Origin of the sequence: Morganella psychrotolerans, from assembly GCF_001676155.1 — a bacterium.
In the GTDB taxonomy this organism is placed as follows: Bacteria; Pseudomonadota; Gammaproteobacteria; order Enterobacterales; family Enterobacteriaceae; genus Morganella; species Morganella psychrotolerans.
Genome location: NZ_LZEW01000001.1, coordinates 254,233 through 279,944 on the forward strand (window position 1 = coordinate 254,233; position 25,712 = coordinate 279,944).

Genomic DNA, 25,712 nt, shown 5'->3' on the forward strand with positions numbered 1-25,712 from the left:
AATGATTTGCGTGAAGGGAATTCATGTGGTTTAATACTGCCACTGGTTTGGAAGTGCAGACCTATTTATGTCAGTCCGGTTAGTCATTCTGCGTTAAGTGTTTCTGTTTAGTTACCTTAACATAGCGAATTCCTTCTAATAGTTCCCATAAGTAAATCGAAATCAAACCGCAAATACGCCTTATGGCAACAAGATAAATTAAAGGAAATACAAATGTCTAACACAATCACTGGTACTGTAAAATGGTTTAACGATGATAAAGGTTTTGGCTTTATCACTCCAGCTGACGGTAGCAAAGACGTGTTCGTTCACTTCTCTGCAATCCAGAGCGACAACTTCAAATCACTGGCTGAAGGCCAGAAAGTTTCTTTCACCATTGAAAATGGTATGAAAGGCCCGGCAGCGGGTAATGTGGTAGCGCTGTAATTCAGCCACCCATTAAGCAGATTTAAGAACCTCACTTCGGTGGGGTTTTTTTATGTCTGTCGATCAGGAACATCCCCGGTATTTATTAGGTAAGGCGTAACATATGTCTCAGAATATTTATGATGATCCGGATTTTTTTACCGGCTATGCCTCGCTGCCCCGGTCTGTAGAGGGATTGAACGGTGCGCCGGAATGGGCCGCAATGCAGGCTCTCTTGCCATCACTTGCCGGAAAATCAGTTATCGACCTCGGTTGTGGCTATGGCTGGTTTTGTCGCTGGGCGCGGACACAACTTGCTTCACAGGTTAGCGGGTTTGATCTGTCTGAAAAAATGCTGATAAAAGCAGCATCCATGACACAAGACAGCGGTATCTTATATCATCGTGCTGATCTGGAGACCCTTTCATTGCCTGCCGCACAAAGCGATGTGATTTACAGCTCCCTTGCTCTTCATTATCTGCGGGATATTCCGGCACTGTTTACAACATTGTTCCGGGCACTGACACCCGGGGGCATGCTGATTTTCTCAGCAGAACATCCGATCTATACTGCACCGGTTGTGCAGGCATGGAGCACGGACAGCGAAGGAAACAGAGCCTGGCCGGTAAATCAGTATCAGCAGGAAGGTGTGCGCATCAGTAATTGGTTTGCTGATGGCGTGGAGAAACAGCACCGGAAGTTATCCACATGGATAAACCTGCTGATTGCATCTGGTTTTGAAATAGTCGCGATGGATGAATGGGGGCCGTCAGCAGAACAAATTGCTGAAAATCCGGCACTGGATGAAGAAAAAGAGCGTCCGATGATCTTCCTTCTGAGCGCCCGCAAGCCGGATTAATGGCGGCGGGCTTAACGATTACTCTTTTTCCATACTCACATGAAATATTTCCCAGTAATCTTTATAAGAGCTATAACTAATACATATTAATGAGTGCGAAATATGAGCAATATTGAGCAACTCTATAATCCTCGGATCTTTGGCAGAAAAACTCCATGAATTACTTTTTGGATATAAAACATCATGCGTATCTCTCAATTGAAAGCGGTAGTATCCTGATTTTTCTATTGCAGTACTATGGACATAATAACTACACTTATTTAGAAATGTATCAGCATTTGCATTAAATATAAATGACATTAGTAAAGTAAAAATCATAGATAATAATATATTTTTCATTGTGGCATCCTAAATTTGCAAGTTATCCGTCAATTAAATAATCATCAAACATTCTATTTATAATATAACTCCCACCTGTGTCAAAATATTCTACACAGAGTTTTTTTATTAAGAACATAAGCTGTTTTTATAAAGTTATAGGAGTGAGTATTTAATGGAAGAACGAAACCAAATTTATTTTTAAATAAAATTTCTCGGTCATTTAATTTATCATAAAGAAAAAGTGTCATTCTGTACTCTGTATAGTTCTGTGAGAAGTTCTTTATACTCAGTCGGCATTTTGTTAATGTTTCTGACCGTTCTTCAGCATGTGTTGATATAGTAAATAAGATACTAAATATTGCAGGTATAACTATAATTTTTCGCATTTTATTCCTATTAAAATAAAGTTGTGTAACTAGTAATAATATGTCATTGCATAATTTATATACATGAATTGATTTTCAGGGAAATATGTTCTTTCACCAAGGATATCAATGTAATAAAGTTTATGTGATTTTTCTGATAATTCGTTATCTCTCTTGGGAGTATCAGGTATATAATTGGCATAATCGCATAGGTTATGTATATTAGTACTGTTATAAGGTTGAGGATGGTCCATCATATTTCCAAATTTAAAGGAGTAATTAAATCTATTATTACTGTGGGAACCATATATTTTTTTTAAAATCGTTACTTATCATAGACCAGTCATTAGTGAGTTTTCTATATTCAAGACCAAAAGGTGTAGTGGTAGTGTTAACTTTTTTTTAAATGCTCACTATTCCATTTTCTTATTGGAGGGAACCTTACTGATTCAGAAGTGAGCAAAATTAATTGAAGCATAGATTTTTTTTAGATCAGCAGAAGTTTTATCATCATATTTTTTATTTTCATGGTGTTTGCTTAAAATAGTGACAGCTGTTTCTACAGATGACATATTGGTAATCATTTTTTCTCTTGGCGTTGATTTTCTTTCTAGATCAGTATAATTACCACTAAAAGGAAGTGTAAAAGTAGTTATATTGTTAATATCTATTAGATCTGATTTTTTATCCTCATTAAATCGATAGTATTTTTCTTTTATAATATTATTCTCTTTGTTGCTGGTGATAAACCCAAGCATATAGGCATTCCTAGCATTGAATACTAAATGTATGTATGTATTATTATTTTTTATCAGCATTTATTTTCATTTTATATATCTTGTTTTCCTTTTCAGATATATATACATATTTACCGTAGCTATTGTTATGGTCGCTGAGAGAGTATCTTAATGTGTCAATTGATTTTAGATACATAGCGTCATTTCTGAAATTAAAGTCTTTCTCTATTGTTTGAATGTCTAATCCTGAATAAGCATGCAGTGGAATACTCAAGGCGATAATGAGTATGATTTTGTTAAACATAATACCATCCTATTCAATTAGTGGTTGATAATATTACTGCATACTAACGGAATATATATTCCAGTAATTCGAGGTGGTTCTGTAATTGATACAGATAGGTGATAGAGATAAGTGCGCCATATTTAACATTTCAATAATCATCAAATTTGTTGCAGTAAAGCTCCATGAGTTACTACCATCAAATGGAGTTCCATCTTTATTAACTAATTTAAATCGATAGTCAGAATTTGAATCTATATAGGTTTCTTTAACATAAGCCCCACATCGATCAGAAAAATCCTTAGCGTAGCATAATGGGGTGAATGTAATTCCAAATGCTAACGGTATAAATAATAAATATTTTTTCATGGTATTTCCTTTGCTTTATTAATTCTATAATGAATGGTCATGTATGTTTTTTATGTAATTTATTTGGTTATCACCGGTACCTTCCTGTTTGTATTCAACACATAGTGGTTTGTTATATAAATATGCTGTTTTGATAAAGTTAAAGGCGGACAATGATGCTGGGAGAATAAAAGATAAATGAGGTGCAAGTAATTCATATTGACTGGTATTAGTGTTATAATATTTTATTGTTACTCTATGGTTTACGCTTCTCTCCATTTTTGTTATTTTGGCATCACAGACTAATAAATTAGTTTCTTCCGCTAAGGTGTTCATGCTTGGGAAGTAAGCTAATGACATTACTATAAATATAGGTTTTTTTAAGCATAATGATATCCTTTTGGATATTAATGTAAATTACATTACATATAAAATGGCGATTTTTATACGTGATGGGTTTTATGCAGTATACATATAGTGTTACCTGTGCAGTATAATAACATTTATTAAGGCATGCTGTAATTAAGGTTTTATTTGAAAATTAACAAATTAGTTATGGTGGTTTAAATGAAAAATACAAGTGTACGGGGAGCGATAAATATCCGAAAAATCATAACGATTAACTATATAATCTCATTGATTATGTTAGGTGTAAATAATTAATGAGATTTGTTATTGTATGCTCATTATTTATATTGAACGTCATTCAAGGTACAGGCTGAGGGCAAAGGAAGATAGAAGAAAACATTGGTACAATATGTTTCACGGTAAGCTTTGTCCAGCTAACTCCGTCATTGGTTGTTGTTTACCCTCAGCTCATTAAAATAACCCGGCTGAAATATTGATGCATAAACCCAATATAGCCATATTAAAAATAAAAGAGACAATGGATTGTAATATTACAGCGCGACGCATTGGTGTTGAGGCAATTTCAACGTCTGCCGTTTGTGATGCCACAGCAATGGTAAAGGAAAAATACATAAAATCAGAATACCCGGGCTCCGCAGGTTTATCCGGAAATATCAACCAGGGCTTATCTTGTTCGTCATTGTTATAATAAAGATGGGCATAGTGCATCGTAAATCCGGCCGGCAGCAGCAGCCAGGATGAAATAAGCGTGGAGGCTGTCAGTATATACGGATAAATTTTATCATGCCCGGTGAGATTTCCGTGTCCGCCTAATGCAAAGAACAGAACCAGCAAACTTACACAGCAACCGGCCAGCAGAAAAAATATAACCATCCGCGCACTTTCATCCTCGATTTTCGTGAGTTTACGGATATCTTTTACATTTTTACTGATCATCCGTTCAAACAAAAACAGCAGATAAACCCATGAAAAGGCGTTCCAGCCCAGGATCAGGCACATCAGCGTGCTTTGTGTGGGAAGTAATACGAAAAAGGTGACCAGGGCCACAAACAATGAAACCACAAAACGCGGACGTGAATGAAGAGTATGACGAACAATATGAGTGATGCGGATGCCGTAACGTAACATATCAATGCCCTGTCAGAAATCACTGTTTCCAGTGTACTACAATACAAAATATTTGACATAGATAGCCTGTATCCGCCACATATGTTGATTTACCGGCATCAGGTCACAGCTGTACGCTTTTTATTCATAACATTTTCCGTAAAGATCACTTTTTATCGGCTGTTTTATATTTATACTGGCCAACATCATAATATTAAAAGTAACTTTCCATGAGCATAACATTTCTTGTTATCATGTTTTTTGTTGCGGTTGCCGCCGGTTTTATTAATGTAGTTTCAGGCGGGGGTGGATTTCTTTCCATCAGTGCATTACTGATTTCAGGTTTACCTCCCGCTAACGCACTTGCTACAAATAAGATGCAGGCACTGGGCAGTTCATTAACATCCGGAATCTATTTTTTACGCCATGGACGAATTGATTTAAAAAATAATAAATGGGTTTTTATTGCTACATTCTTTGGTGCGGCTTCCGGTACTATTTTTGTTCAGTTTATCGATCCCTCATTTTTAAAAAAAATTACTTCCGATATTAATTATCGGCGTGACGCTTTATTTTATTTTTTCGCCTGATATTACAAAATCAAAAGAAAAACAGCGTGTTTCTTATTTTTTATTTTCATTTATCTGTGGCGGAGGTATCGGGTTTTATGATGGTTTTCTGGGTGCAGGAGCGGGCACTTTCTATACAATAGGTTATATGTTGTTACTGGGTTATCGTATCGATAAGGCACAAATACATTCTAATTTTCTGAATCTGGCATCTAATGCCTCGTCGGTTATTTTTTTTCATTGCAGGTGGAAAAATGATCTGGACATTAGGACTGCTCATGTTTGCCGGGCAGGTGATTGGCGCCAGACTGGGAGCGGGGGTAGTGCTGTCATCAGGTCAAAAAATAATCAGGCCAATGATTATTTTAGTCTCAGCAGGTATCAGTATAAAGATGCTGATTGATATGTATTATTGACATAAGGCTTATCTGCCGGGGAAATGTCTATTCTTTGCTAAATCCGCCACGAAATTGCGTTGTGTACCGGAAAAGTATGAATTTAGTGAACATTAAATACTTGTTGAAAATAAAAAATATTATAAAATGACTTTTATTGATTAATGTAGTCTAATTTCACTAAATCTTAAAGGAAGGTCTTTTAAGCCTCTGAAGGACTCTTGTCTGTGTATTCTAAAAATTCGTTCTCGTTAAAATTACTTCATCCGAAATATTTTCTGACCTGGTTTGGCGTTTCTGTTTTGTTCTTATTGGTTCAACTACCTTATGCGTGGTTGCTTTTCATCGGTAAGCGCTTAGGTAAATTCTCCCGGTTCTTTATAAAAAGACGCGTATCTATAATCAGGCGAAACCTGGAATTATGCTTTCCTGAAAAAACAAATTCTGAAATTAATGATATGGTTATGGATAATCTCGCTTCTCTGGGGATTGCATTATTTGAAACCGGTATTGCCTGGTTCTGGAGTGACAGAAGGATCAGTAAGTTATATTCCATCAGTGGATTGTCCAATTTTACTGATGCAAATAAGAAAAATGCAGGCATTTTGCTGATTGGTACGCACGCGATGTTGATGGAGCTTGGTGGCCGGATTATGGGGTTAAGTCTTCCGGTCAATGCGATGTATCGCCCGCATAATAATAAAGCGATGGAATACATTCAGACAAAAGCACGGTGCCGTTCAGGTAAAGGAATGATCGACAGAAAAAACCTGAGATTTATGGTGAATGAGCTGAAGAAAGGTCAGGCGATATGGTTTGCACCTGACCAGGATTTTGGTGTCAAAGGAACGGTATTTGTTCCTTTCTTTGCCGTTGAAAATGTCTCCACATCAAAAGGTGCGGTGATATTGGCAAGCTTATCCGGATCACCTTCACTGACGGTTTCTCTGGTCAGAAATGACAGTAAAGCGGATAAGCATTACAGCTTAATTATTAGTCCTGAAATAGAAGGCTTTCCAAGCGGAAATGAGCGGGATGATGTTCATAAAATGAATAAAATCATAGAAGCTGAGATAATGAGAGCGCCTGACCAGTATCTTTGGGCGCACCGGCGCTTTAAAACAAGACCGAAAGGCGAGCCCGGCGTATATTGATTAATAAAAAATCATATATACCCAACGTCATTCAGGATGCCGGCCGGCGACAAGAGAAGACAGATATAAAAAAACCAACCTGAGCAGGTTGGTTTTTTTATATCTGTCGTCACACAGTTTCAGTGAGCGGGCTAATCTGCGGGGTTAATCCGTATCAATAAACCGTTTTTGCTCAGTCAGAACCTGTAATAATTCTGCCATATCCGGCTTGGCATGCTTAATTGTGTCATCATTTTCATCGAAACGCTGGTATTTTCCCTGCGATGTCAGAACAGAAGCTGAGTCCGGTTTGATAATTACCAGGTTGTTGTTATCTCCGGTAAATATCCATGGTTTACGGCGCGTCGGGCTGAAAAGGTCTTCGCCCTGAGTATATTCACTCTGCGGATTGCTGACGTGCAACAGGCGCTGCATCAGCGTTGCCATAATATCAGGGTGCGCGGTCAGTTTAGTGATAACCTGCGCAGGTGTTTCAGGCCAGTGGATAAGCAACGGTACGCGTAACTGTCCGCGGTTAAATTTCCCGTCGGTGACCCAGGTGCTCTGTAATTCATTCACGTCGTCATTAGCACCGGCAGTAATGATAATGACGGTTTTATCCCACTCACCCCGCGCCCGGATATCCTGTATCAGTACGCCCAGGACATCATCAATATCAGTCATATCAGAATTAAGCGGCACAGGTGCGCTCAGATTAACCAGCGCAAACCACGGCTGTCCCTGACGGGTTTGTTTCAGCCAGGCACTCCAGCGGTAAGCCACATCAGTAATACTGCTGTTTTTCTTACCGGCTTCTTCGGTGTCCCGCAGTGGCGGCAGGCTGTAGTCTGCCAGCAGGGCATAGCGATAGAGCGGCGACGTAAAGTTCTCTGTTGAGAAAAAGCCGGTCTGATAGTTTTGTGCGCTGAGCGCGGACATCAGCGCCGACGGAACACGTCCGTTCAGTATGCCGTCATAATAGGTGCCGGAGATCCCGTAATACAGCCCGAACTGGGCTTTTTCCGGATCAATCTCACTGCTGTAGTGCTGGGAAAATTGCGTACTTTCCTGTGCGAAATGCGCCAGCTTCGGCATCGACTTGCTGATATCGTCCTGATCGAGATAAGAGAGTGTGATGAGAAGCAAATTATACCCGCTGCCGGTGTCCGCATAGCTCAGTTTATTGACCGGATATTCCACACCCTGCGCAGTCGGATCGCCGTGCAAAAGCAGTTGTTGTTCATAACTGCTGGTGTCAATCAGCCCGTGGCGCTCGAGGAATTTGCGCGCGGTCATCGGGTAGGAAACCGGCAGATTGTAGCGTTGCATTGTTACCGGACGATAGAAATTGGCATCTGCCCAGATATACATAATATGAGAGGTAATAAAGGCGGTGATAAAAACCACAGCAACCGGTTTACCGAATTTTTGCCGGTTCAGGCTGCGCAGTTTCTGCCAGCTCCAGGTGCCGAACAGCATTTCAACAAGAAAAATAACCGGGATAGCAATAAAGATAAATTGCCAGCGCCGCGCCATTTCACCCTGTACAGGGTTTATCACCAGATCCCAGACGACCGGGTTCAGGTGGAGGCGGAATTGTTCATAAATCCCGATATCAAACAGCAGCAGTGTCAGTCCGGCGGTTCCGATAGCGGCAGAGAGAAACCTGAGCAGACGTTGCGACATCACCACAAAGGTGAGCGGGAAGATAATCAGCAGATAGAGGGCAAACGCCAGAAAGCTGAAGTGACCAAGCCAGCTGCTGATGGCATAAATGCGACCGGTCAGAGTGCCCGGCCAGTCAGAAATAAACAGGTAACGGCTGCTGAGTGCGAGGCTCAGCAGTATATTAAACAGGGTGAACCAGTGCCCCCAGCTTATCATCTGGGAGACTTTGTCACCGTATTTCGGACGATACGTTACCATAGTGTTTCGTTATCAGCCGGAGTGCGGTTAATGCGCTTTATCTTCACTGACGGAAGATTTCAGTGCACGGGCAAAGGAGTCAGCAATATGCACACGCTGCGATGGTGCAACACTGGTATTGATGAGATTGGTTACCATATTTCCTAATACCATAAGCGAGAGGTCGGTTGGTGTCCGGTTTTTTTTCGAGCACACTGACCAACTCAGCCAGTAACTTTTCAACGCGTTCATCACTGTAGCGGGATGACTGTGGCATAAACGTATATATCCTGATTGTACAAAGCTCTATATCATAACTGATGAGCGCGCGTATTTCTGCTTTTTGCAGAAAATTATTTCAATTATGGTTGCGGTTACGCAGGAAGAAACATTTTTTTTATTCTGCATTCAGTCGGTTGCCATGTTGTGGCGTATTCTGGTGCGGATGAGACTTGCACGCGTATCATAACGATGTTTGAATACGCGCAAACGAGGCCTGAGGAGCAAAAAATGAGTCTGGATATTATTCAGATTGCGTTACATCAATTGATTAAACGCGATGAGCAGACACTGGAAGTAGTACTGCGGGACACACCGCTTGAAAAAACCGCCATTGTTGAAGAGATGATGGCAGAACTGCACCGGGTCTACAGCGCGAAGAGTAAAGCGTATGGTGTATTTAATGAAGAGAGTGAGTTATCGGCTTCACTGCGCTTACAGCGTCAGGGAGAGGAAGAATTTCACGCTTTTACCCGTGCGGCAACAGTGCGGCTGAAAGATGAACTGGCAAAATACCCGTTTGCCCAGGGCGGAGTGGTGTTATTTGCCCATTACCGCTACCTGGCGGTGGAATATCTGCTGGTCGCGGTTCTGGACAGTTGTCAGAGTATGCTGGTAAATGAGAGCCTGGAGCTGAACAGCACACATTATCTGGATATTCCGCATGCGGATATTATTGCCCGTATTGATTTGACGGAATGGGAAACAAACCCGGAATCAGTCCGTTATCTGACCTTTCTGAAAGGCCGGGTAGGGCGGAAAGTCTCTGATTTCTTCATGGATTTCCTGGGTGCTGCCGAAGGGTTTAACGCCAAAGTGCAGAACAAAGGTCTGTTACAGGCGCTGGATGATTACTGTGAAGAGACGCAGGCCGGTAAGCAAGAGCGTCAGGCGTACCGCAAACAGGTCTCTGAATACTGTAATGAGCAGTTGCAGAGCGGGGAAGAGATCCGGCTGACTGAGTTGTCCGCAGAGCTGCCGCCATTGGGTGAACAGAGCTTTGCTGAATTTACACAGGAAAAAGAGTACGGGCTGGAAGAATCCTTTCCGGCCGATCGCAGTACACTTCGCCAACTGACTAAATTTGCCGGCAGCGGCGGCGGAATGACGATCAATTTCGATGCAATGTTACTGGGTGAGCGGATTTTCTGGGATGCGGTAACAGACACGCTGACGATTAAAGGTACACCGCCGAATTTGCGGGATCAGTTACAGCGCAGAGGTAATAAAGGATAGCAGGGCAGAAATAAATAACGCCGCAAAAGCGGCGTTATTTACTCGGCGTCCCGATAAAGCTCGATAGTTGGCGTTAATTAAGCGCGCAGGAAATCGATATGTGTCAGTTTAGGCTTGAACGGGTGACGTTGCACAGCCTGTACTTTCACTTTAGTTTCTTTACCATCGACAACCAGAGTCAATACATCGTAGAAACCAGGTTTGTTTTCTTGGTTGATCAGTTTATCGTGATCAAGTTCGATGGAAACAGGCTCCTGGTTGCCACCGTAAACGATAGCAGGGAACTTGTTTGCGCGACGCAGGCGGCGGCTCGCACCCTTACCCTGATCTTTACGTAATTCAGCATTAATAGTAATCATAACTTTTCTCTTTGAAAAGAGTAAAAAAAATCTCTGCTACAGGCGACCCAGCAGCAAAGTCGGTATTTGGCTCCCGCCCGGATTTCCCGGGATGAAGCGGCGTACATTTTACCGAAAATGCGGACAAACGGCAAACGAAACCCGGTATAAAAGCGGAAAAGCGGAGTATAAGATTATGCCAGACTATCAGATTTACGAAAACGCCCATGATAATCAAAGATTTTTTCACGAATTTGCCAATACGGTTCTTTTTTGCGCGCGACAATAAAATCAGGGTAGCGCAGCAGGATTTGCTGGCTGATCACCGATTGTGCATCCTGCCAGTTAAACGGCACACCCGGCGCACGTAAATGCTGCGCCAGAAACTGTTTTTCAAATACAAAACGCTGCGCCGGGGTTGTCAGACGGAAACGTTCACTGACGGATGTGCCATCCTCGTCATAATAATTCACGGATAACCATTCACCACGATTATCCGTGCCGGGGGTGAGCGTCATGCCACCGCAGCGTAATACCAGCGAATTTTTCAGGCGCAGTGCGGCTTTGAGCATATCATCAGGATCACTGAGGATGTCATCACAGTGGCAGCAACGTCGGGCGGCAATATCATTTTCGCCGTTGCAGGACGGGCAGAGTTTGAAGCGGAAGCGGAAATCACACTGATGGCGGGCGCAATCATCATCGGCATCAATAATTCCCTGACAGCGGCGGCCATAGTGCTCAATAATATGCCCGTCGTCGGTACATATTCCCCAGAAGAGGTTGGCAAATCCGCAGAGCGGGCAGAATACCTGCACCGGCTGACTTTTGCTGTTTGGTTTGTGAGTCCCTACTTCCGGCATAAAGAGATCATGCGGATTTCCGGCATAGTCGAGGATAAGACACTCTGTTTTTCCGGGGGACAGGCGCAACCCGCGTCCGGCAATCTGCTGGTAAAGACTGACAGATTCAGTCGGGCGCAAAATAGCGATGACATCCACATGCGGTGCATCAAACCCGGTTGTCAGAACGGAGACATTCACCAGATAGTGCAGTTCGCGGGCTTTAAAGGCACGGATCACCGCTTCACGCTCCTGTGCCGGGGTATCGGCGCTGATAAGCGCAGCTTCTCCTGCCGGCAGCAGAGTGACTATCTCTGCTGCGTGCTCCACGGTGGCAGCAAATACCATACAACCCTGACGGGGTGCGGCGTATTCAATAATCTGGCGGACAATCTGTGGTGTGATGCGTTTTTGTTTTTTCAGCTCACGGTTCAGTGCCTGTGTGTCAAAAATACCAAGGGAACTGACCGGCACCTGACTGAAATCATAATGCAGAACCGGCATATCCAGGCGTTGTGGCGGCACCAGATAGTGATGGTTTATCATGTAGCGAAGCGGCAATTCATAGATGCAATCGCGGAAGAAGCACGAATCTTCTCCGCGGATCATGCCATGGTAGTGATATTGATAGATCCAGCCGCTGCCGAGCCGGTAGGGGGTGGCGGTCAGCCCCAGGATCCGAAGACCCGGATTGGTTTTGCGCAGATGCTGTATGACCTGCTGGTACTGACTGTCTTCACTCAGGCTGATGCGGTGGCATTCATCTATAATCAGCAGTGAAAAGGCGCCGCCGAAATCGTCAGTATTACGCGCGACGGATTGCACACTGCCGAATATGACTTTTTGTGAGGATTCTTTTTGTGCCAGCCCGGCTGAATAAATCCCTGCATTTAATCCATAGGCATGATATTTGCTGTGATTTTGTTCAACCAGTTCTTTCACATGGGCAAGCACCAGCACCCGTCCGCGCGCAAGCCTTGCCAGTTCTGCAATGACCAGACTTTTCCCGGCACCGGTCGGTAAAACAATGACTGCCGGTGTGGTGTGCTTGCGGAAATAGTGCAGTGTGGCGTCGACAGCCTCCTGCTGATAAGGGCGCAGGGTGAAAGCCATGAATAACTCCGGCGGGTTGGTACAGAAAACAGGGTAATAAGCATATCATACTTCAGGCGCGATAATTGACTGCGCACCGGGAGATAAACTGCGGGAAAGACGCTGCTATTCTGATGCTTTGTTGTTATAATTATTTCTGCTGTTATTATCAAAATAAATCTTTCACTATATCTGCCAGTTGCGCTCACGGGCGCGTCATTTTAAGAGACAATCATGCGATTGGATAAATTCCTTGCCCATCAGACGGGCATCAGCCGGACCCTTGTTGCCAGAGAACTGCGCACAGGGCTGGTTACTGTTGATGGTGAAGTTGTGAAAAGCGGCTCACGTCAAATCAATGCGGACAATGAAGTGGCCTATGACGGCAATATCATGTCGCACGTTACAGGTCCCCGTTATTTTATGCTGAACAAGCCACAGGGCTATGTCTGCTCTACGGATGACCCGATCAACCCGACAATCCTCTATTTTGTGGATGAACCGGTTGCTCATAAATTACATGCTGCCGGACGGCTGGATATTGATACCACCGGGCTTGTGCTGATGACAGATGACGGCCAGTGGTCCCACCGTATCACTTCGCCGAAACATCACTGTGAAAAAACCTACCGCGCGACTCTGGATGCACCGGTGGCGGACAATACTGCAGCTCTGTTTACTGAAGGTGTGATGCTCAACGGTGAGCAGCATCCGACCAAACCGGCTCAACTTGAGATTATTACAGCGCAGGATGTGCGTCTGACTATCTCAGAAGGGCGTTATCATCAGGTAAAACGGATGTTTGCGGCGACCGGAAATCATGTCAATGCGCTGCACCGCGAGCGGGTAGGTGGCATTGTACTGGATGAAACCCTGGCGCCGGGAGAGTACCGCCCGCTGACTGATGAGGAAATTCAGTCAATTCTCTGAAGACCTTATAACGAATTAAATACGGAGTAACTGGCGTGCAATCGCAACGTTCGACTTATTTCGGCCTGATTTTTATTCTGGGCCTGTTATCGATGCTGATGCCACTGGCAATCGATATGTATCTGCCAAGCATGCCGACCATCGCCCGTGACTTCGGTGCCTCTGAGGGTGATGTTCAGATGACCCTCAACAGCTACCTGATTGGCTTTGCCACCGGGCAACTGGTGTACGGACCGATGGCGGATGCCCTCGGACGAAAACCGGTTATTCTCGGCGGAACGCTGATTTTTGCGCTGGCCTCTGCGGGATGTGCGCTGTCGCAGGATATCGATACCTTTATCGGTATGCGCGGGCTGCATGGTTTCGCTGCGGCGGCGGCCAGTGTGGTGATCAATGCATTGATGCGGGATATGTTCACGAAAGATGAATTCTCCCGCAGTATGTCTTTTGTTGTGCTGGTGATGACAATTGCCCCTCTGATTGCGCCGATTATGGGCGGTTTGCTGATGTTGTGGTTCAGCTGGCATGCTATTTTCTGGACAATTATGGTGGCAGCATTGATCGCCGCCGTACTGGTGCTCTTTTTTATCCGGGAAACCCTGCCGAAAGAGCGGCGTCAGCCGTTTCGGATGCGCACGATGCTGGGGCAGTTTGTTGTCCTGTTCCGCCAGAAACAGGTGCTTTGCTATATGGTGGCCTCCGGGTTTTCATTTGCGGGTATGTTTTCGTTTATCTCTGCCGGCTCTTTTGTGTACATTCAGCTTTATGGTCTGACGGAGCTGGAATTCGGCTATTGTTTTGCACTGAATATCGTTTTCCTGTTTATTATGACAACGATTAACAGTCGCTATGTCCGGCGCTTTGGTGCGCTGAATATGCTGCGTACCGGGCTTGTGGTGCAGCTTATTGCCGGATGCTGGCTGATGTTTGCCGCTATCGCTGATCTTGGTTTTATTGCCATTCTGATTGGTGTTGCCTGTTATGTGGGAAATATCGCCATGATCACCTCAAACGCTATGGCAGTTATCCTGGATGACTATCCGCACATGGCGGGCACAGCATCATCTCTGGCCGGTGTACTGCGTTTTGGTATTGGTGCCGGTGTAGGTGCGGTGGTGGCATCGTTTGAAATGACCACTGTCTGGCCGATGGTCGGCGCGATGGCATTGTGTATCCTGCTTGCGGCGTCATTAGTATTGTACGCCCGGCGTTTTGCCTGATTATTTTCCCCCCTGCCGGCTTGGGTATTCACCTGAGCCGCAGATCCCGGCGTAAGATCAGTAATTGTCGAGTGATTACCCGGCTTAATTATCTGCAGGATATTACGTTGATCTGAATCATGAAAAGTTACACTTATGTAAAGGCATTTTCTGGTTGAAAACCGCGCATAAACCCACGCATTAATACCCCGTTTTTATAATTAACTGATTTTAAATTACATTTACGGGTATACACGTGTTTTCACCGGGAGATTATATCCTTATAAATTCAATTCAGCCTATATGATATAAAATAAACAAGTTGAGAAAATTAACAAAACAGTATACAAATAGGGTCAAATGAATTGATGATGTTAATATTCAGCTAAAAAAACATAATGTGTTTGCTGGCTGAGTCTGAAGTCTATAACCGGTGTTTTACTTTGTCTGATCATTTAATGTTCGCTTTTCCCGTGCAATGGTACCGGAAAAAGTAACGTCAGATAATCCACCGGCACAGCATGACAGGATGATAGTGTGAATAGTAATGCGCTTTCGGTTGTTACCCGCTTACCACAACATTACCGGCTATCCGGTCATGATACCGGACAGTGGGTGGAAGCTTTACCGGAGACCGTACGTACGGGGAAGATAGCCTGAGAGGCTTAAAATTACTGAGCCATGGCCATAAATCAACACATGATGCGCTCTGTATTATCCGGGCGCATCTGGAAGGATTACAGATTGACAGCGTGATCCTGACCTGGGAAGGTGAGCCGTGTTTGTTTTTGCGCAGTGGTGATGAGGGGATGGCACTGTGTGCGCTGAAAACCGCCGGTGCTGCGATTGCGGAAAATATATCGGCTCTTTACCCGTTCTGAGTTGTTATTAACAGAACACCTTCGGTGTTGCAGTCGGAATTAATGAGCCAGACATAAATAAAAAAGCTTCCTGAAAAGGAAGCTTTTTTATTTATAAAGAGATGTTGCAAGGGAAGTACAACATTACTTCATTAAACGACGTCCGTCATAATAACGGTTGTTCCAATACTTATCTGTCATATTCGACACCATTACACCGTTTGATGTGGATGCATGGACGAATTTATCGTTACCAACATAGATACCGACATGACGCTGATATTTACCGGTCTTAAATAAGACCAAATCGCCTGCCTGTAATTTTGTGCGTTTTACACTTTTACCGGCACTTTGTTGTTCTGCTGTGGAGCGGGGCAGATCCATACCAAATTGGTCACGGAAAGTCTGGCGGACAAAAGCAGAGCAATCAATACCTGAACGGGTAGTGCCACCGAGGCGGTAAGACACGCCTTTCCAACTGGCATACTGAGACATCAGTTTAGATTTTACATCAACATTATTAACTAACTGTTCGAATTCATCCTGAGACGCTTGCAAGGCAAAATTAGTTGTACGGGTTTCAGATTGAACTTGACGTGCTGTATTCGGTGATGTGCTGCATGCCGATAACGTCGCTGCGATAATCAAAGCCGGAACTAACCGGATGACATATCTCAGAATTGGTTGAGATGTGACCATGTATGCGTTTTCCCTTGCAGTCCTTATGTGACAAATGCCACTGAAATAAACAAAACATATTCACATTAGTTAAATACACTGAGATGCGCAATACGTTTATATAAAAAAACGTGTGGAACAACACATTTTATATTCAGCACAATTATTTAGCACAGAGCCAGCCGGCATCAGATAATGATGTATTATTGATGAAACTAATCTATTCATAATAATCGAACGGATTGATACTACATAAAGGAACCTGAAATGGCGATAGGTAAAGGCGGTTATTTACAAAACATTAAACTTGTCAGTAAAAACAATCAGAAAAGGATGCTAAATATGTTTATTTAATGTGAAATAATCTTTGTTATATCGGAAATACGGGGCATCCGCTGAACCAAAAAATTAACACATAAGTCACTCAGAGGGGTCAGAAGCAGCCAGCTCATACTGATTAGTGTCAGGGATAACGACCCTACTATAACATCAGTAAACCAGTGGGCACCTGCCATAATTCTGGGCAGAGAGAACATAATCATTACCAGCACAGCGGCAGGAACGTAACGAAATCCGCCGTAGCGCCAGACAAAAGCCGAGAAAATCATCAGCATCAGCCCGTGATCGCCCGGGAAACTGCTTTTGGATGCATCTTTTGTATAGATACCCGTGATATCGCCGACCCGGTTCGCCTGCTCAACTGATAGTGTCGGGCTGAGGCGGTCAAAAGGGAGTGCCTGACCAATCTGGTTGATAATAACCGCACTGACCACCATCACAATACCTGCCATGACTAACCTGCGCTTACCTGCGGCATCTTTGCGGCGAAATATTGCGTAATACAGTGTTCCCATCATCAGTAGTGAGGCGAGATCAAATGCCCGGTTATTAATAATGGCAATAAAGGTGGCCAGAGAATGCCGGGTGGCGAGCGGGTCGTTGAAAAAATGAAACACGGCGTTGTCAGGATATGCCCAGAGGCCATAGCCGACCGGCAGATACCAGGACATAAACAGTAACACCGCTGTCAGACTGAGGGTGAGGGGGACGGTGAGGCGTTGCACGGTCATTCTTTAATCCGCTGATAATACCGGGAAATTGAGTAAAAAATTACCTCTCTACTCTGGCAGAATTCCGGTGAAAACAGGTAGGCAAAAAGAGGGAAAAAATAAATGTTATTTTAATGTAAAAAGTGTTAATTTTAAGATCTGCACTATAATAATGTTATATGAACAGCAAATGGATAATACGTACAAGACGGAGTGTCAATAAAGGATGCTTCAGGACAAAGCTCCGGAAGGACACTAAAAAAACAGGGCTGAATGTTATATAACGGTAAAGATTAGTGACATATTGTCGATAAAGAATAAGTGAATTTTTTTCATTGCGGCGGCAAACGGACTGCTCCGCAACAGACTACCTAACGAGGTATACCATGAAAAAGCTACTATTCTTTATCTCTGTTTTCGGTTTGTTACTCAGTAGTATTACATCAGCATCAGAGACTAAAAATCGTGGATCGTCAGGCATTATCATATTCCACGGAGCTATTGTTGAGGGTCCCTGCATGATGGACTTTCAGACAAATGATATCAGCTCCCGTTGTTACCGCTCAGGGATGAAGAAGGAACAACTCAATACAAAAACGATTACCAAAAAAACCACATCACTCGCAAATCTGATCCCCGCAAATGTAGGGCATGCAAAACTGCAATGGATAGATGACAGCAAATCATTGGCAATGGTGGTTGTCAGTTATCTTTAATACAGAACAAAGCTCACTGTCAACTGTAAGCAGAGGAAACCGGTGATCGTGTGATGTAACGCACCGCGATACCGGTTTTCTCTTCTTTTCTTTCACTTTCCGCGCTATAACAAAGATAACGTTAACAGGCGTTTGTCAGAATGAAAGTAACAGCGGGGTGCCTGTGTGAGTCATCTGAAAACGATTATCATTGGTATATTGTTCAGCTTATCTGCAACTGTGACATCTGTGCCCGCAATGAATGAAGGCACTATTTTGCTGGCAGGCAGTGTGGTGAATGCGGCGTGTGAGGTACGTGTACTGACGCCCGGCAAGCAACAGTCCGGAAAACAACCGGACAGGCAATCACCTGCTTTCGAATATAGCTGTTTGCGTGATGGCAGGTCAGACAATATCCGCGATACCATAACGGACGGTGAATTATCGGAGGGACGACTGCCACAGTCGGCGGGGCGGACATCCTATGTTGTGCTGAGTGAACAGCGCGGCGAGGCGTATTTGCGGGTGGATTATTTCTGAGCGCAAGTGAGCGGAAGTATGAACGCACCTGAGTTATCCGGTTTCCGCCGGTGGCAGAAAACCGGTAACCCGGATAACAAACCGTTATTTATTGACTACGCGAATTAATCTGCGCGACTCATATAACGGCGTTCCGCGATGTGAATACGGATTTTTTCACCGGCACTCATATATTCAGGCACCTGAACAACCAGTCCGGTCGGCATTGTTGCCGGTTTTGTCCGTGCGCTGGCTGATGCCCCTTTGATCCCCGGAGTCGTTTCAACGATAGCCATATCGACTGTCTGAGGTAATTCCAGCGCCAGAACCTGGCCATCCATTGTCAGCACCTGCATTCCCGGTAAGCCTTCTTCGGGAATAAACAGCAGTTCGTCTTCGATCTGGTCTTTTTTTCATCGGATACGGAGTGAAATCTTCATCATCCATAAACACATACTCATCGCCATCCACGTAGGAGAGCTGAACCGCGCGGCGGGACAGTGTGATGGTATCCAGAACATCATCGCCTTTAAAACGCTCTTCCACTTTCTGCCCGGTACGGACATCGGTGAAACGCATTTTATACAGTGTGCTGGCACCACGGGCGCTTGGCGTCTGGACATCGACATCCTTGACGATCAGCAGTTTGCCGTTATAGCTGATTGCACTACCCCGTTTGATTTCATTGGCCTTAGCATAATATGTCCTGTTACCTGATGATGCCCTTATTCATTCAAACTGCGGGTTCATTGCCTGCATCCTGAATGATGTTGGGCATATATTGATTATAAAAGAAGCCGGAACAGCCTCCCGATTGGCGACAAAATTACGCGTAGTTTTTCCAATGTGCAAGCCTAAATTACAACTGCGGTGCTGAGAATGAAAAACACCCGCATACCTTACGGTTGCGGGTGTTAACAGGTCGGTAATCAGCGGTAAACAGGCAGTAAATTCATCATCGATAAAATATGGGTTACTGCGTTAATGACACCGAACAAAATAATAAAGATGATCATGGCATCGCCGCCCGGCACCCGGTATGCCGCCATCGGGTTGCGCCGACGTGTGGCTTTTGCCATCAGTGCGGGAACAATGACCGCCCAGATAGTCGCTGCCAGCCCGGCAAAGCCGATGGCATACAGGAAACCGTCCGGATACAGCACGGCCAGTATTGCCGGTGGAATAAAGGTAAACAGGGCTGATTTAAGGCGGCCGGTGCCGTTATCCTTAAATTTAAAGAAGTCGGCAAGGTAGTCAAATAATCCCAGCGATACCCCTAAAAATGAGCTTGCCAGCGCCATATAACTAAATAAATTCAGGAGATTGACAGTAGCATCACTGCGGATCACGGCTTTCATCTGACCTAACAGCGCGGTGATATTACCGCCTTCAGCCATGACCTGTTTAAAGTTTGCGCGCGGCACATTACCCTGCGCGGCAAACTGCCATAAAATATAAATAACCAGAGAAATCAGGGAGCCGATAAACAGGCTGCGCACCACAGATTTTGCATCTTTCTGATAATATTTTACCAGCCCCGGCACATTTCCGTGGAACCCGAAAGAGGTCAGAAGGAACGGCAGTGCCACCAGCGCATAAGGCAGATAATGTGCATCCGGGTCTGCGGTATTGAATAAAATAGCCGGTTTAAACTCAGTTACCATTCCGCCCGCGGACATCACAAACGCGATAACCATACCGCCGATAAGAATGGTACACAGGCGGTCAACGGCTTTGGTCGAGATCCAGACTATCACAGCAACAACGCCGGCAAACAGGAGCCCGCTCATCGCAGGTGTTATCGACAATCCCCGCGCAGACAGGTTTTCCTGAAGCATCGAGCCGCCCGCAGAAATATAAGCGTAAGTCAGGATATACAGGACAAAGGCAATAGACAGCCCGTTAATTGTCGCCCAGCCGTTACCGAGTAAATCTTTGGTAACAGTGTGAAAGCTGGAGCCGGTCGGGTAATTCAGGTTCGCTTCCAGGATCATCAGTCCGGACATATACATGCAAAACCAGGTGTAAATCAGCAGCAGCACAGAGCCTGTGAACCAGACACCTGCCGTCATAACCGGAATGGAAAACATACCGGCACCGACTGCGGTACCAGCGATAATCATGGCACCGCCGAGGACAGAAGGGCGTTTGGTCTGGGTTATTGCGTCACTGCTCATAAAATTCTCCGGTTATTTGGTTCTGTATACGTTAGTTCTGTGTACTAGCTTGATGATACGGTTGTATTTAAATGTTGTAAAGCAGATAAACCGGTAAATTCATGAATTATGATACGAATGAGTAATTAATGAGCACCTTCCGCACCTGACTGAGCAGAGCAGGAAGGTTCAGCGTGTTATTTTTTCAGATAAAACTGCTGCGTCTTCCACAGATGAATGGCGTTACGGCTGGCTTCAAAGTGTGGCTCGGGCAGGGTATCAGGACAGCACCATATAATAGCGCTGAATTTATCCGGCTCCTGAATAACCGGCAGAGTATCACTGTCATATTTTGCCAGCAGACAAACAGACACCGTGTGTTTTCCCTCTTCCTGATAGGTTTGCAGGTTATTGCACAGCCCGATAACCTGCGGGTTGTGCAGGGTAATACCAACCTCTTCCTCAATTTCACGGATAGCACAGGCTTCAAAGGTTTCCCCGGGATCAACATGGCCGCCGAAGATTGACCAGTAAGGCGCATGTTTTCCGCTGCGTTTTCCCAGTAAAACCTCACCTTTGTTATTGATAATGATGACACCGGTGCCGACAACGACTGACATTATTCTGTCCTTATTTTCAATCAGATTACAGGTGCTATGTTACACTGCGGCCCGCCGGTCTGACAGTATGTTTTGTTTTGACAGGGTCTTCCTGCAAATTGAATGATTCAGAGCATAGAATATCCCGTCGGGTGTGTTATAACTGAAACGATTCAAAAGTGGCTTATTTGTCACGCCACTGAATATTAATAATGTTTATAGCCGCTTAGCCAATAATAACTGAGGGAGCCTCCGGCTGATGACCCGTCGAGTAGCCACTATTACCTTAAATCCGGCCTATGACCTGGTGGGGATGTGTTCATCCCTTGAGCTGGGCGAGGTGAATCGTGTCAGAACTGTCGGGTTACATCCTGCGGGAAAAGGCATCAATGTGGCAAAAGTTCTGCGCGATCTTGGCGTGGATGTCACTGTCAGTGGTTTTCTGGGAAAAGAAAATCAGGAAGAATTTCAGTATTTTTTCAGTGAAAACGGGTTGGCAAACCGTTTCCATGTTATTCCCGGGCGCACCCGGATTAATGTCAAACTCACGGAAAACAGCGGGTCAGTGACTGATCTTAATTTCTCCGGTTTCCGTATCGCGGAAAGTGAATGGCAGAAATTTATGACCGATTCGCTTACCTGGCTCGGGCAGTTCGACATGGTGGTGGTCAGCGGTAGCTTGCCGGAAGGGGTTGATCCGGCGTGGTTTACTGCCTGGATGAGCAAGCTGCGTCAGTTATGTCCGTGCATTATTTTTGACAGCAGCCGGGAAGCACTGGTAGCGGGGCTGAAAGCCACTCCGTGGCTGGTGAAACCCAACCGTCATGAACTGGAAATCTGGGCAGGTAAACCCCTGCCGGAACTGGCTGATGTTATCACCGCCGCTCATGCGCTGCGGGATAAAGGCATTGCCCATGTGGTGATTTCATTAGGGCAGGAAGGCGCGTTATGGGTTAATGCTTCCGGTGCCTGGCTTGCCAAACCACCGCACTGTGAGGTGATAAGTACCGTTGGTGCAGGCGACTCGATGGTCGGCGGGCTGGTGTATGGTCTGCTGATGAGCCAGAGCAGTGAGCACACATTGCGGATGGCGACAGCCGTTTCCGCGCTGGCGGTGAGCCAGCCCGGCGTCGGTGTTCGCGACCGCGCTGAACTGGCTGCCATGATGGCACGAATTACGCTCAACCCGGTCTGAACCAGGCTATTTTTCCAGAGACTTCAGCCACGCAATTTCCTGCGGCCAGATATCGGGATTAACGGTTTCCAGTACCATCGGGATACCGTTAAACCGTTTATCTTTCATAATAAATTCAAACGGTGCATTACCGATTTTTCCGATACCCAGACTGTCGTGGCGATCAACGCGGCTGGCGAATTCACTTTTTGCATCATTAAGGTGCATACCTTTCAGATACTCAAATCCGACTACGCGTTCAAATTCATCAAACGTCGCTTTACAGGTTTCAGCCGTCCGTAAATCATATCCGGCGGCGAAGGCGTGACAGGTATCGATACAAACGCCGACCCGTGATTTATCCTCCACGCCGTCAATAATGGCGGCAAGCTGTTCAAAACGAAATCCGAGATTGGTGCCCTGACCGGCGGTGTTCTCTATTACAGCAATCACGCCGCTTGTCTTATCCAGCGCAATATTAATGGATTCAGCAATGCGTTTCAGGCAATCATCAACCGCGATTTTGTTCAGAAAACTGCCGGGGTGAAAGTTGATGCGATCAATCCCTAACTGCTCACAGCGCTGTAACTCATCCAGAAAGGCATCGCGGGATTTATCCAGCGCTTCCTGCTCCGGGTGTCCGAGGTTAATCAGGTAACTGTCATGAGGCAGGATCTGACCTTTTCCGTAACCGTATTTTTTGCAGTTGGCTTTGAATGCGGTAATGACTTTTTCTGACAAGGGAGCCGCTTTCCACTGGCGCTGATTTTTGGTGAACAGGGCGAATGCTGTGGCACCTATCTCATGTGCGCGTAAAACGGCCTGATCAACACCCCCGAGGGCGCTGACGTGTGCTCCTACATATTTCATTTTTTTATTCTCCTTCTTTGTGTCGATTATGGCATAAGAAAAAGGAGATTGCAGTGGCAGGCGATCCCGGTCGCACAACCGGGATAACCGGTTCAGCTCAGGAGTGACGGTATAACCAGGTTGATTGCCGCGCCGCCGATAATCAGCCAGATGAAGAGCACCAGCGCCATCAGCATCGGTTTAATCCCCGCCTGACGGATAGCACTGACGTGTGTGGTTAAGCCCAGCGCCACCATTGCCATTGCCAGTAAAATAGTATCGAGAGTGATTATGTAGCTAACAATCACTTCAGGGATCAGATGGAATGAGTTAAATCCTGCCACAAGAATAAAGAAAACGGCAAACCACGGAATGGTGATTTTTGATTTTTCCTGTGTGCCATCGCCGGTTTTGTTGTTCAGGCGGCTCAGGTATTGTGACAGGATAAGCAGGAACGGCGCGAGCATCATCACGCGGATCATTTTACTGATCACCGCTGCATTTTCCGCATCCGGGCTGATGGCATGACCAATCGCCACAACCTGTGCCACTTCATGCACGGAAGACCCGGCATACACCCCGAAATTCATGTCATTAAACGGCAGCCAGCCGAGGGTGGCATTCAGGTGAAACAGCCACGGATACAGGAAGATCCCGAGTGTCCCGAAAATAACCACGGTTGAAATAGCAACGGCAACCTTACTGGCGGGGGCTTTTACGACCGGCTCTGTTGCCATGACGGCAGCGGCTCCGCAAATACTGCTGCCGGCACCGATTAGGATCACCGTTTGTTCATCCAGCCCGAACCATTTACGCCCGATATACATCGCGATAAAAAAATGTGCTTATCAGCATAACGGCATCGACAATAACGCCACTCAGACCAACATCGGCGATTTGCTGAAAGGTCAGGCGGAAGCCGTACAAAATAATACCTGCACGTAAAAAATAGTGTTTGGCAAACCCCACACCGTGTTCACATTGCGGCTTTAAGCTCGGATATACCGTATTGCCCGCCACAATTCCCAGCAAAATAGCCAGTGTCAGTGCGCCCAGCCCCAGGTTAATAAACCACGGCATCTCACCGAGTAACATGGCGGCGGTTGTCAGAACCCCCGCGAGGGCTAAGCCCGGAATCAGTCTCAGCCACGTTGATGTGGCGGTGTTTTTAGTTTTTTCTGTTTTCATATTACTCTCTGACATGTGTGGTTCTCACAAACAAATAACGATGGGCAACAGCATAGCGAAAAGCGTAATATTTTAAAAATTGATAATAATTCTATAATCAATCGAAAAATCAGGTTAGCGGTAATGGCAATGTTAAATTATAAGTATAATGTTAATATGATGATAAAAATCGGGATAAAATAAGGGATCGCTGCCATGCGCATCACACTGAGACAACTTGAAGTTTTTGCAGAAGTTCAGAAGTCCGGTTCGACGACACAAGCTTCCCTCCAACTGTCACTCTCACAGTCCGCTGTGAGCGCCTCGCTGACTGATCTGGAAAACCAGCTGAATGTTCAGCTATTCGACCGGGTCGGAAAACGTCTGGTCACTAATGAGCACGGGCGCTTATTATACCCCAAAGCCGTTGCTCTGCTGGAGCAGGCAGGCGAAATTGAACAACTGTTTAAAACCGATGCGGGCGCATTACGTTTCGCCGCCAGTACAACAATCGGTAACTATATGCTGCCGAAGATCCTGGGGGCATACCGGGCGATGCATGAAAATACCCCGTTAGAACTCTATATATCCAATACTGAGGACGTTATTAAATCAGTACTGGAATTTCGTGTGGACATGGGGCTTATCGAAGGCGCGTGCCACTCCCCTGAACTGATTACCGAACCCTGGCTGGAAGATGAGCTGGTGATTTTTTGCAGCCCGGATAACCCGCTGAGCCGGAAAAATAGTGTGACGCTGGATGATTTGCAGAGTGCGTCCTGGATACTGCGTGAGCGGGGGTCCGGTACAAGAGAAGTGCTGGATCAAATCTTGTTTACCCGTCTGCCGGGCTTTCGTGTGGAGATGGAACTGGGTAATTCCGAGGCTATCAAGCATGCGGTACGTTTCGGGCGCGGTGTCAGTTGCCTGTCCCGGAGGGTGATCGATGAGCAACTGCATAACGGGCTGCTGGCGGAGGTAAGTGTCGGCGGGCTGAGCCTGACCCGTACACTGTTTCGTATTTATCACCGCCAGAAACATATCTCCAATGCACTTAATACCTTCCTGACATATTGCCGCTGAGGCGGCGGGTTGCTCTCTGCCGCCGGTTATCCGGCAGGCAATTATAAGCCGGGTGCTTATAATCCCGTATCAATTATGCAGGTATCTTATAATACCGCATATTTGCTGGGTACTGCCCCGGGATTTCGCTACAATCGTGCACAGTGGATCAAAAAGAACAACATAAAACAG

At 45.4% G+C, this 25,712-nt stretch carries 23 protein-coding genes and 4 pseudogenes; 13 read left to right on the forward strand and 14 right to left on the reverse strand.

Translation table 11 applies throughout. From position 1 onward, the window contains the following. Positions 1-213: 213 nt before the first annotated feature. Together cspE and AYY16_RS01265 are read left to right on the forward strand one after the other, a co-directional pair. Positions 214-426 (forward strand): transcription antiterminator/RNA stability regulator CspE, encoded by a 213-nt coding sequence (cspE, locus tag AYY16_RS01260; protein WP_067360990.1) that lies wholly within the window; start codon positions 214-216, stop codon positions 424-426. 103 nt (positions 427-529) lie between these two features. Further along, entirely contained in the window at positions 530-1,264 is a 735-nt protein-coding gene (locus AYY16_RS01265; protein ID WP_067360994.1) for a class I SAM-dependent methyltransferase, read from the forward strand. Positions 1,265-2,399: 1,135 nt separating this feature from the next. On the opposite strand, the gene AYY16_RS01270 is transcribed toward AYY16_RS01265, so the two are convergent. The 3 genes from AYY16_RS01270 to AYY16_RS01280 all read right to left on the reverse strand — a co-directional run bounded on the left by AYY16_RS01270 (position 2,400) and on the right by AYY16_RS01280 (position 4,815). Further along, positions 2,400-2,768: a ribosome-inactivating family protein gene (locus AYY16_RS01270; protein WP_067360997.1), complete on the reverse strand. Its 369-nt coding sequence runs from the start codon at positions 2,766-2,768 to the stop codon at positions 2,400-2,402. 256 nt (positions 2,769-3,024) lie between these two features. Then, positions 3,025-3,339, reverse strand: coding sequence for a hypothetical protein (locus tag AYY16_RS20095; protein WP_150384766.1), 315 nt, complete (start codon positions 3,337-3,339; stop codon positions 3,025-3,027). Between the two features lie 798 nt (positions 3,340-4,137). Beyond that, positions 4,138-4,815 carry a DUF1345 domain-containing protein gene (locus AYY16_RS01280; RefSeq protein ID WP_067361003.1) on the reverse strand — a complete coding sequence of 226 codons (678 nt, stop codon included), beginning with the start codon at positions 4,813-4,815 and terminating at the stop codon, positions 4,138-4,140. Positions 4,816-5,048: 233 nt separating this feature from the next. Between AYY16_RS01280 and AYY16_RS21500 the strand changes: the two are divergent. Beyond that, positions 5,049-5,779: pseudogene (locus AYY16_RS21500) on the forward strand (TSUP family transporter). A 206-nt stretch (positions 5,780-5,985) separates the two neighbouring features. Then, positions 5,986-6,912 (forward strand): LpxL/LpxP family Kdo(2)-lipid IV(A) lauroyl/palmitoleoyl acyltransferase, encoded by a 927-nt coding sequence (gene lpxL, locus AYY16_RS01290; protein ID WP_067361006.1) that lies wholly within the window; start codon positions 5,986-5,988, stop codon positions 6,910-6,912. A gap of 144 nt (positions 6,913-7,056) precedes the next feature. On the opposite strand, the gene yejM is transcribed toward lpxL, so the two are convergent. Then, a complete protein-coding gene (gene yejM / locus AYY16_RS01295; RefSeq protein ID WP_067361009.1) occupies positions 7,057-8,817 on the reverse strand; it encodes an LPS biosynthesis-modulating metalloenzyme YejM in 1,761 nt (586 codons plus the stop codon). Positions 8,818-8,844: 27 nt separating this feature from the next. Then, positions 8,845-9,073, reverse strand: a pseudogene (locus AYY16_RS01300) (YejL family protein). A gap of 233 nt (positions 9,074-9,306) precedes the next feature. Here AYY16_RS01300 and yejK point away from each other — a divergent pair. Beyond that, complete coding sequence (gene yejK / locus AYY16_RS01305) at positions 9,307-10,311, forward strand: nucleoid-associated protein YejK (protein ID WP_067361012.1); 1,005 nt, start codon at positions 9,307-9,309, stop codon at positions 10,309-10,311. A 77-nt stretch (positions 10,312-10,388) separates the two neighbouring features. Here the strand turns inward: yejK and rplY are convergent, their stop codons facing one another. Together rplY and AYY16_RS01315 are read right to left on the reverse strand one after the other, a co-directional pair. After that, the gene (gene rplY, locus AYY16_RS01310; protein WP_067361015.1) at positions 10,389-10,670 is read right to left on the reverse strand and encodes a 50S ribosomal protein L25; all 282 of its coding nucleotides are present in this window, start codon (positions 10,668-10,670) and stop codon (positions 10,389-10,391) included. Positions 10,671-10,843: 173 nt separating this feature from the next. After that, positions 10,844-12,604 (reverse strand): DEAD/DEAH box helicase, encoded by a 1,761-nt coding sequence (locus AYY16_RS01315; protein WP_067361019.1) that lies wholly within the window; start codon positions 12,602-12,604, stop codon positions 10,844-10,846. 213 nt (positions 12,605-12,817) lie between these two features. Here AYY16_RS01315 and rsuA point away from each other — a divergent pair, with 213 nt between their 5' ends. The 4 genes from rsuA (at position 12,818) to AYY16_RS01330 (ending at position 15,593) form a co-directional block, all read left to right on the forward strand. Continuing rightward, positions 12,818-13,513 carry a 16S rRNA pseudouridine(516) synthase RsuA gene (rsuA, locus tag AYY16_RS01320; RefSeq protein WP_067361022.1) on the forward strand — a complete coding sequence of 232 codons (696 nt, stop codon included), beginning with the start codon at positions 12,818-12,820 and terminating at the stop codon, positions 13,511-13,513. 35 nt (positions 13,514-13,548) lie between these two features. Continuing rightward, positions 13,549-14,733 (forward strand): Bcr/CflA family multidrug efflux MFS transporter, encoded by a 1,185-nt coding sequence (locus AYY16_RS01325; RefSeq protein WP_067361025.1) that lies wholly within the window; start codon positions 13,549-13,551, stop codon positions 14,731-14,733. Between the two features lie 516 nt (positions 14,734-15,249). Beyond that, complete coding sequence (locus tag AYY16_RS21335) at positions 15,250-15,372, forward strand: YejG family protein (protein WP_268874110.1); 123 nt, start codon at positions 15,250-15,252, stop codon at positions 15,370-15,372. Then, entirely contained in the window at positions 15,324-15,593 is a 270-nt protein-coding gene (locus tag AYY16_RS01330; RefSeq protein WP_268874111.1) for a YejG family protein, read from the forward strand. The genes AYY16_RS21335 and AYY16_RS01330 overlap by 49 nt, the downstream gene beginning before the upstream one ends. Positions 15,594-15,716: 123 nt before the next feature. On the opposite strand, the gene mepS is transcribed toward AYY16_RS01330, so the two are convergent. Together mepS and AYY16_RS01340 are read right to left on the reverse strand one after the other, a co-directional pair. Next, positions 15,717-16,271, reverse strand: a complete 555-nt coding sequence (mepS, locus tag AYY16_RS01335) for a bifunctional murein DD-endopeptidase/murein LD-carboxypeptidase (protein ID WP_067361028.1) — start codon at positions 16,269-16,271, stop codon at positions 15,717-15,719. Positions 16,272-16,600: 329 nt separating this feature from the next. Next, complete coding sequence (locus AYY16_RS01340; RefSeq protein ID WP_067361031.1) at positions 16,601-17,320, reverse strand: phosphatase PAP2 family protein; 720 nt, start codon at positions 17,318-17,320, stop codon at positions 16,601-16,603. Positions 17,321-17,685: 365 nt separating this feature from the next. Between AYY16_RS01340 and AYY16_RS01345 the strand changes: the two genes are divergently transcribed. Together AYY16_RS01345 and AYY16_RS01350 are read left to right on the forward strand one after the other, a co-directional pair. Further along, positions 17,686-18,015: a hypothetical protein gene (locus AYY16_RS01345; protein WP_067361034.1), complete on the forward strand. Its 330-nt coding sequence runs from the start codon at positions 17,686-17,688 to the stop codon at positions 18,013-18,015. Between the two features lie 165 nt (positions 18,016-18,180). Then, positions 18,181-18,534, forward strand: coding sequence for a type 1 fimbrial protein (locus AYY16_RS01350; protein ID WP_067361037.1), 354 nt, complete (start codon positions 18,181-18,183; stop codon positions 18,532-18,534). Between the two features lie 104 nt (positions 18,535-18,638). Here the strand turns inward: AYY16_RS01350 and yeiP are convergent. The 3 genes and pseudogenes from yeiP to AYY16_RS01365 all read right to left on the reverse strand — a co-directional run bounded on the left by yeiP (position 18,639) and on the right by AYY16_RS01365 (position 21,289). Further along, positions 18,639-19,242, reverse strand: a pseudogene (gene yeiP / locus AYY16_RS01355) (elongation factor P-like protein YeiP). Between the two features lie 200 nt (positions 19,243-19,442). Continuing rightward, positions 19,443-20,690: a tryptophan permease gene (gene mtr, locus AYY16_RS01360; protein WP_067361040.1), complete on the reverse strand. Its 1,248-nt coding sequence runs from the start codon at positions 20,688-20,690 to the stop codon at positions 19,443-19,445. A gap of 176 nt (positions 20,691-20,866) precedes the next feature. Then, positions 20,867-21,289 (reverse strand): nucleotide triphosphate diphosphatase NUDT15, encoded by a 423-nt coding sequence (locus AYY16_RS01365; protein ID WP_067361043.1) that lies wholly within the window; start codon positions 21,287-21,289, stop codon positions 20,867-20,869. Positions 21,290-21,527: 238 nt separating this feature from the next. Between AYY16_RS01365 and fruK the strand changes: the two genes are divergently transcribed. Then, a complete protein-coding gene (fruK, locus tag AYY16_RS01370) occupies positions 21,528-22,463 on the forward strand; it encodes a 1-phosphofructokinase (protein ID WP_067361046.1) in 936 nt (311 codons plus the stop codon). Positions 22,464-22,469: 6 nt separating this feature from the next. Here the strand turns inward: fruK and nfo are convergent, their stop codons facing one another. Next, positions 22,470-23,312 carry a deoxyribonuclease IV gene (gene nfo, locus AYY16_RS01375; RefSeq protein WP_067361049.1) on the reverse strand — a complete coding sequence of 281 codons (843 nt, stop codon included), beginning with the start codon at positions 23,310-23,312 and terminating at the stop codon, positions 22,470-22,472. Positions 23,313-23,404: 92 nt separating this feature from the next. After that, positions 23,405-24,494: pseudogene (locus AYY16_RS01380) on the reverse strand (YeiH family protein). 180 nt (positions 24,495-24,674) lie between these two features. Here AYY16_RS01380 and yieE point away from each other — a divergent pair. Further along, the gene (gene yieE, locus AYY16_RS01385; protein WP_067361052.1) at positions 24,675-25,541 is read left to right on the forward strand and encodes a DNA-binding transcriptional regulator YeiE; all 867 of its coding nucleotides are present in this window, start codon (positions 24,675-24,677) and stop codon (positions 25,539-25,541) included. Positions 25,542-25,712 lie beyond the last annotated feature (171 nt).

Excerpts from the sequence above, each read along its gene's own strand:
- cspE (WP_067360990.1), top strand. The coding sequence starts at position 214 with ATGTCTAACACAATCACTGGTACTGTAAAATGGTTTAACGATGATAAA.
- AYY16_RS01265 (WP_067360994.1), top strand. The coding sequence starts at position 530 with ATGTCTCAGAATATTTATGATGATCCGGATTTTTTTACCGGCTATGCC.
- AYY16_RS01270 (WP_067360997.1), bottom strand. The coding sequence starts at position 2,768 with ATGCTGATAAAAAATAATAATACATACATACATTTAGTATTCAATGCT.
- AYY16_RS20095 (WP_150384766.1), bottom strand. The coding sequence starts at position 3,339 with ATGAAAAAATATTTATTATTTATACCGTTAGCATTTGGAATTACATTC.
- AYY16_RS01280 (WP_067361003.1), bottom strand. The coding sequence starts at position 4,815 with ATGTTACGTTACGGCATCCGCATCACTCATATTGTTCGTCATACTCTT.
- yejM (WP_067361009.1), bottom strand. The coding sequence starts at position 8,817 with ATGGTAACGTATCGTCCGAAATACGGTGACAAAGTCTCCCAGATGATA.
- yejK (WP_067361012.1), top strand. The coding sequence starts at position 9,307 with ATGAGTCTGGATATTATTCAGATTGCGTTACATCAATTGATTAAACGC.
- rplY (WP_067361015.1), bottom strand. The coding sequence starts at position 10,670 with ATGATTACTATTAATGCTGAATTACGTAAAGATCAGGGTAAGGGTGCG.
- AYY16_RS01315 (WP_067361019.1), bottom strand. The coding sequence starts at position 12,604 with ATGGCTTTCACCCTGCGCCCTTATCAGCAGGAGGCTGTCGACGCCACA.
- rsuA (WP_067361022.1), top strand. The coding sequence starts at position 12,818 with ATGCGATTGGATAAATTCCTTGCCCATCAGACGGGCATCAGCCGGACC.
- mepS (WP_067361028.1), bottom strand. The coding sequence starts at position 16,271 with ATGGTCACATCTCAACCAATTCTGAGATATGTCATCCGGTTAGTTCCG.
- AYY16_RS01340 (WP_067361031.1), bottom strand. The coding sequence starts at position 17,320 with ATGACCGTGCAACGCCTCACCGTCCCCCTCACCCTCAGTCTGACAGCG.
- AYY16_RS01345 (WP_067361034.1), top strand. The coding sequence starts at position 17,686 with ATGAAAAAGCTACTATTCTTTATCTCTGTTTTCGGTTTGTTACTCAGT.
- mtr (WP_067361040.1), bottom strand. The coding sequence starts at position 20,690 with ATGAGCAGTGACGCAATAACCCAGACCAAACGCCCTTCTGTCCTCGGC.
- AYY16_RS01365 (WP_067361043.1), bottom strand. The coding sequence starts at position 21,289 with ATGTCAGTCGTTGTCGGCACCGGTGTCATCATTATCAATAACAAAGGT.
- fruK (WP_067361046.1), top strand. The coding sequence starts at position 21,528 with ATGACCCGTCGAGTAGCCACTATTACCTTAAATCCGGCCTATGACCTG.
- nfo (WP_067361049.1), bottom strand. The coding sequence starts at position 23,312 with ATGAAATATGTAGGAGCACACGTCAGCGCCCTCGGGGGTGTTGATCAG.
- yieE (WP_067361052.1), top strand. The coding sequence starts at position 24,675 with ATGCGCATCACACTGAGACAACTTGAAGTTTTTGCAGAAGTTCAGAAG.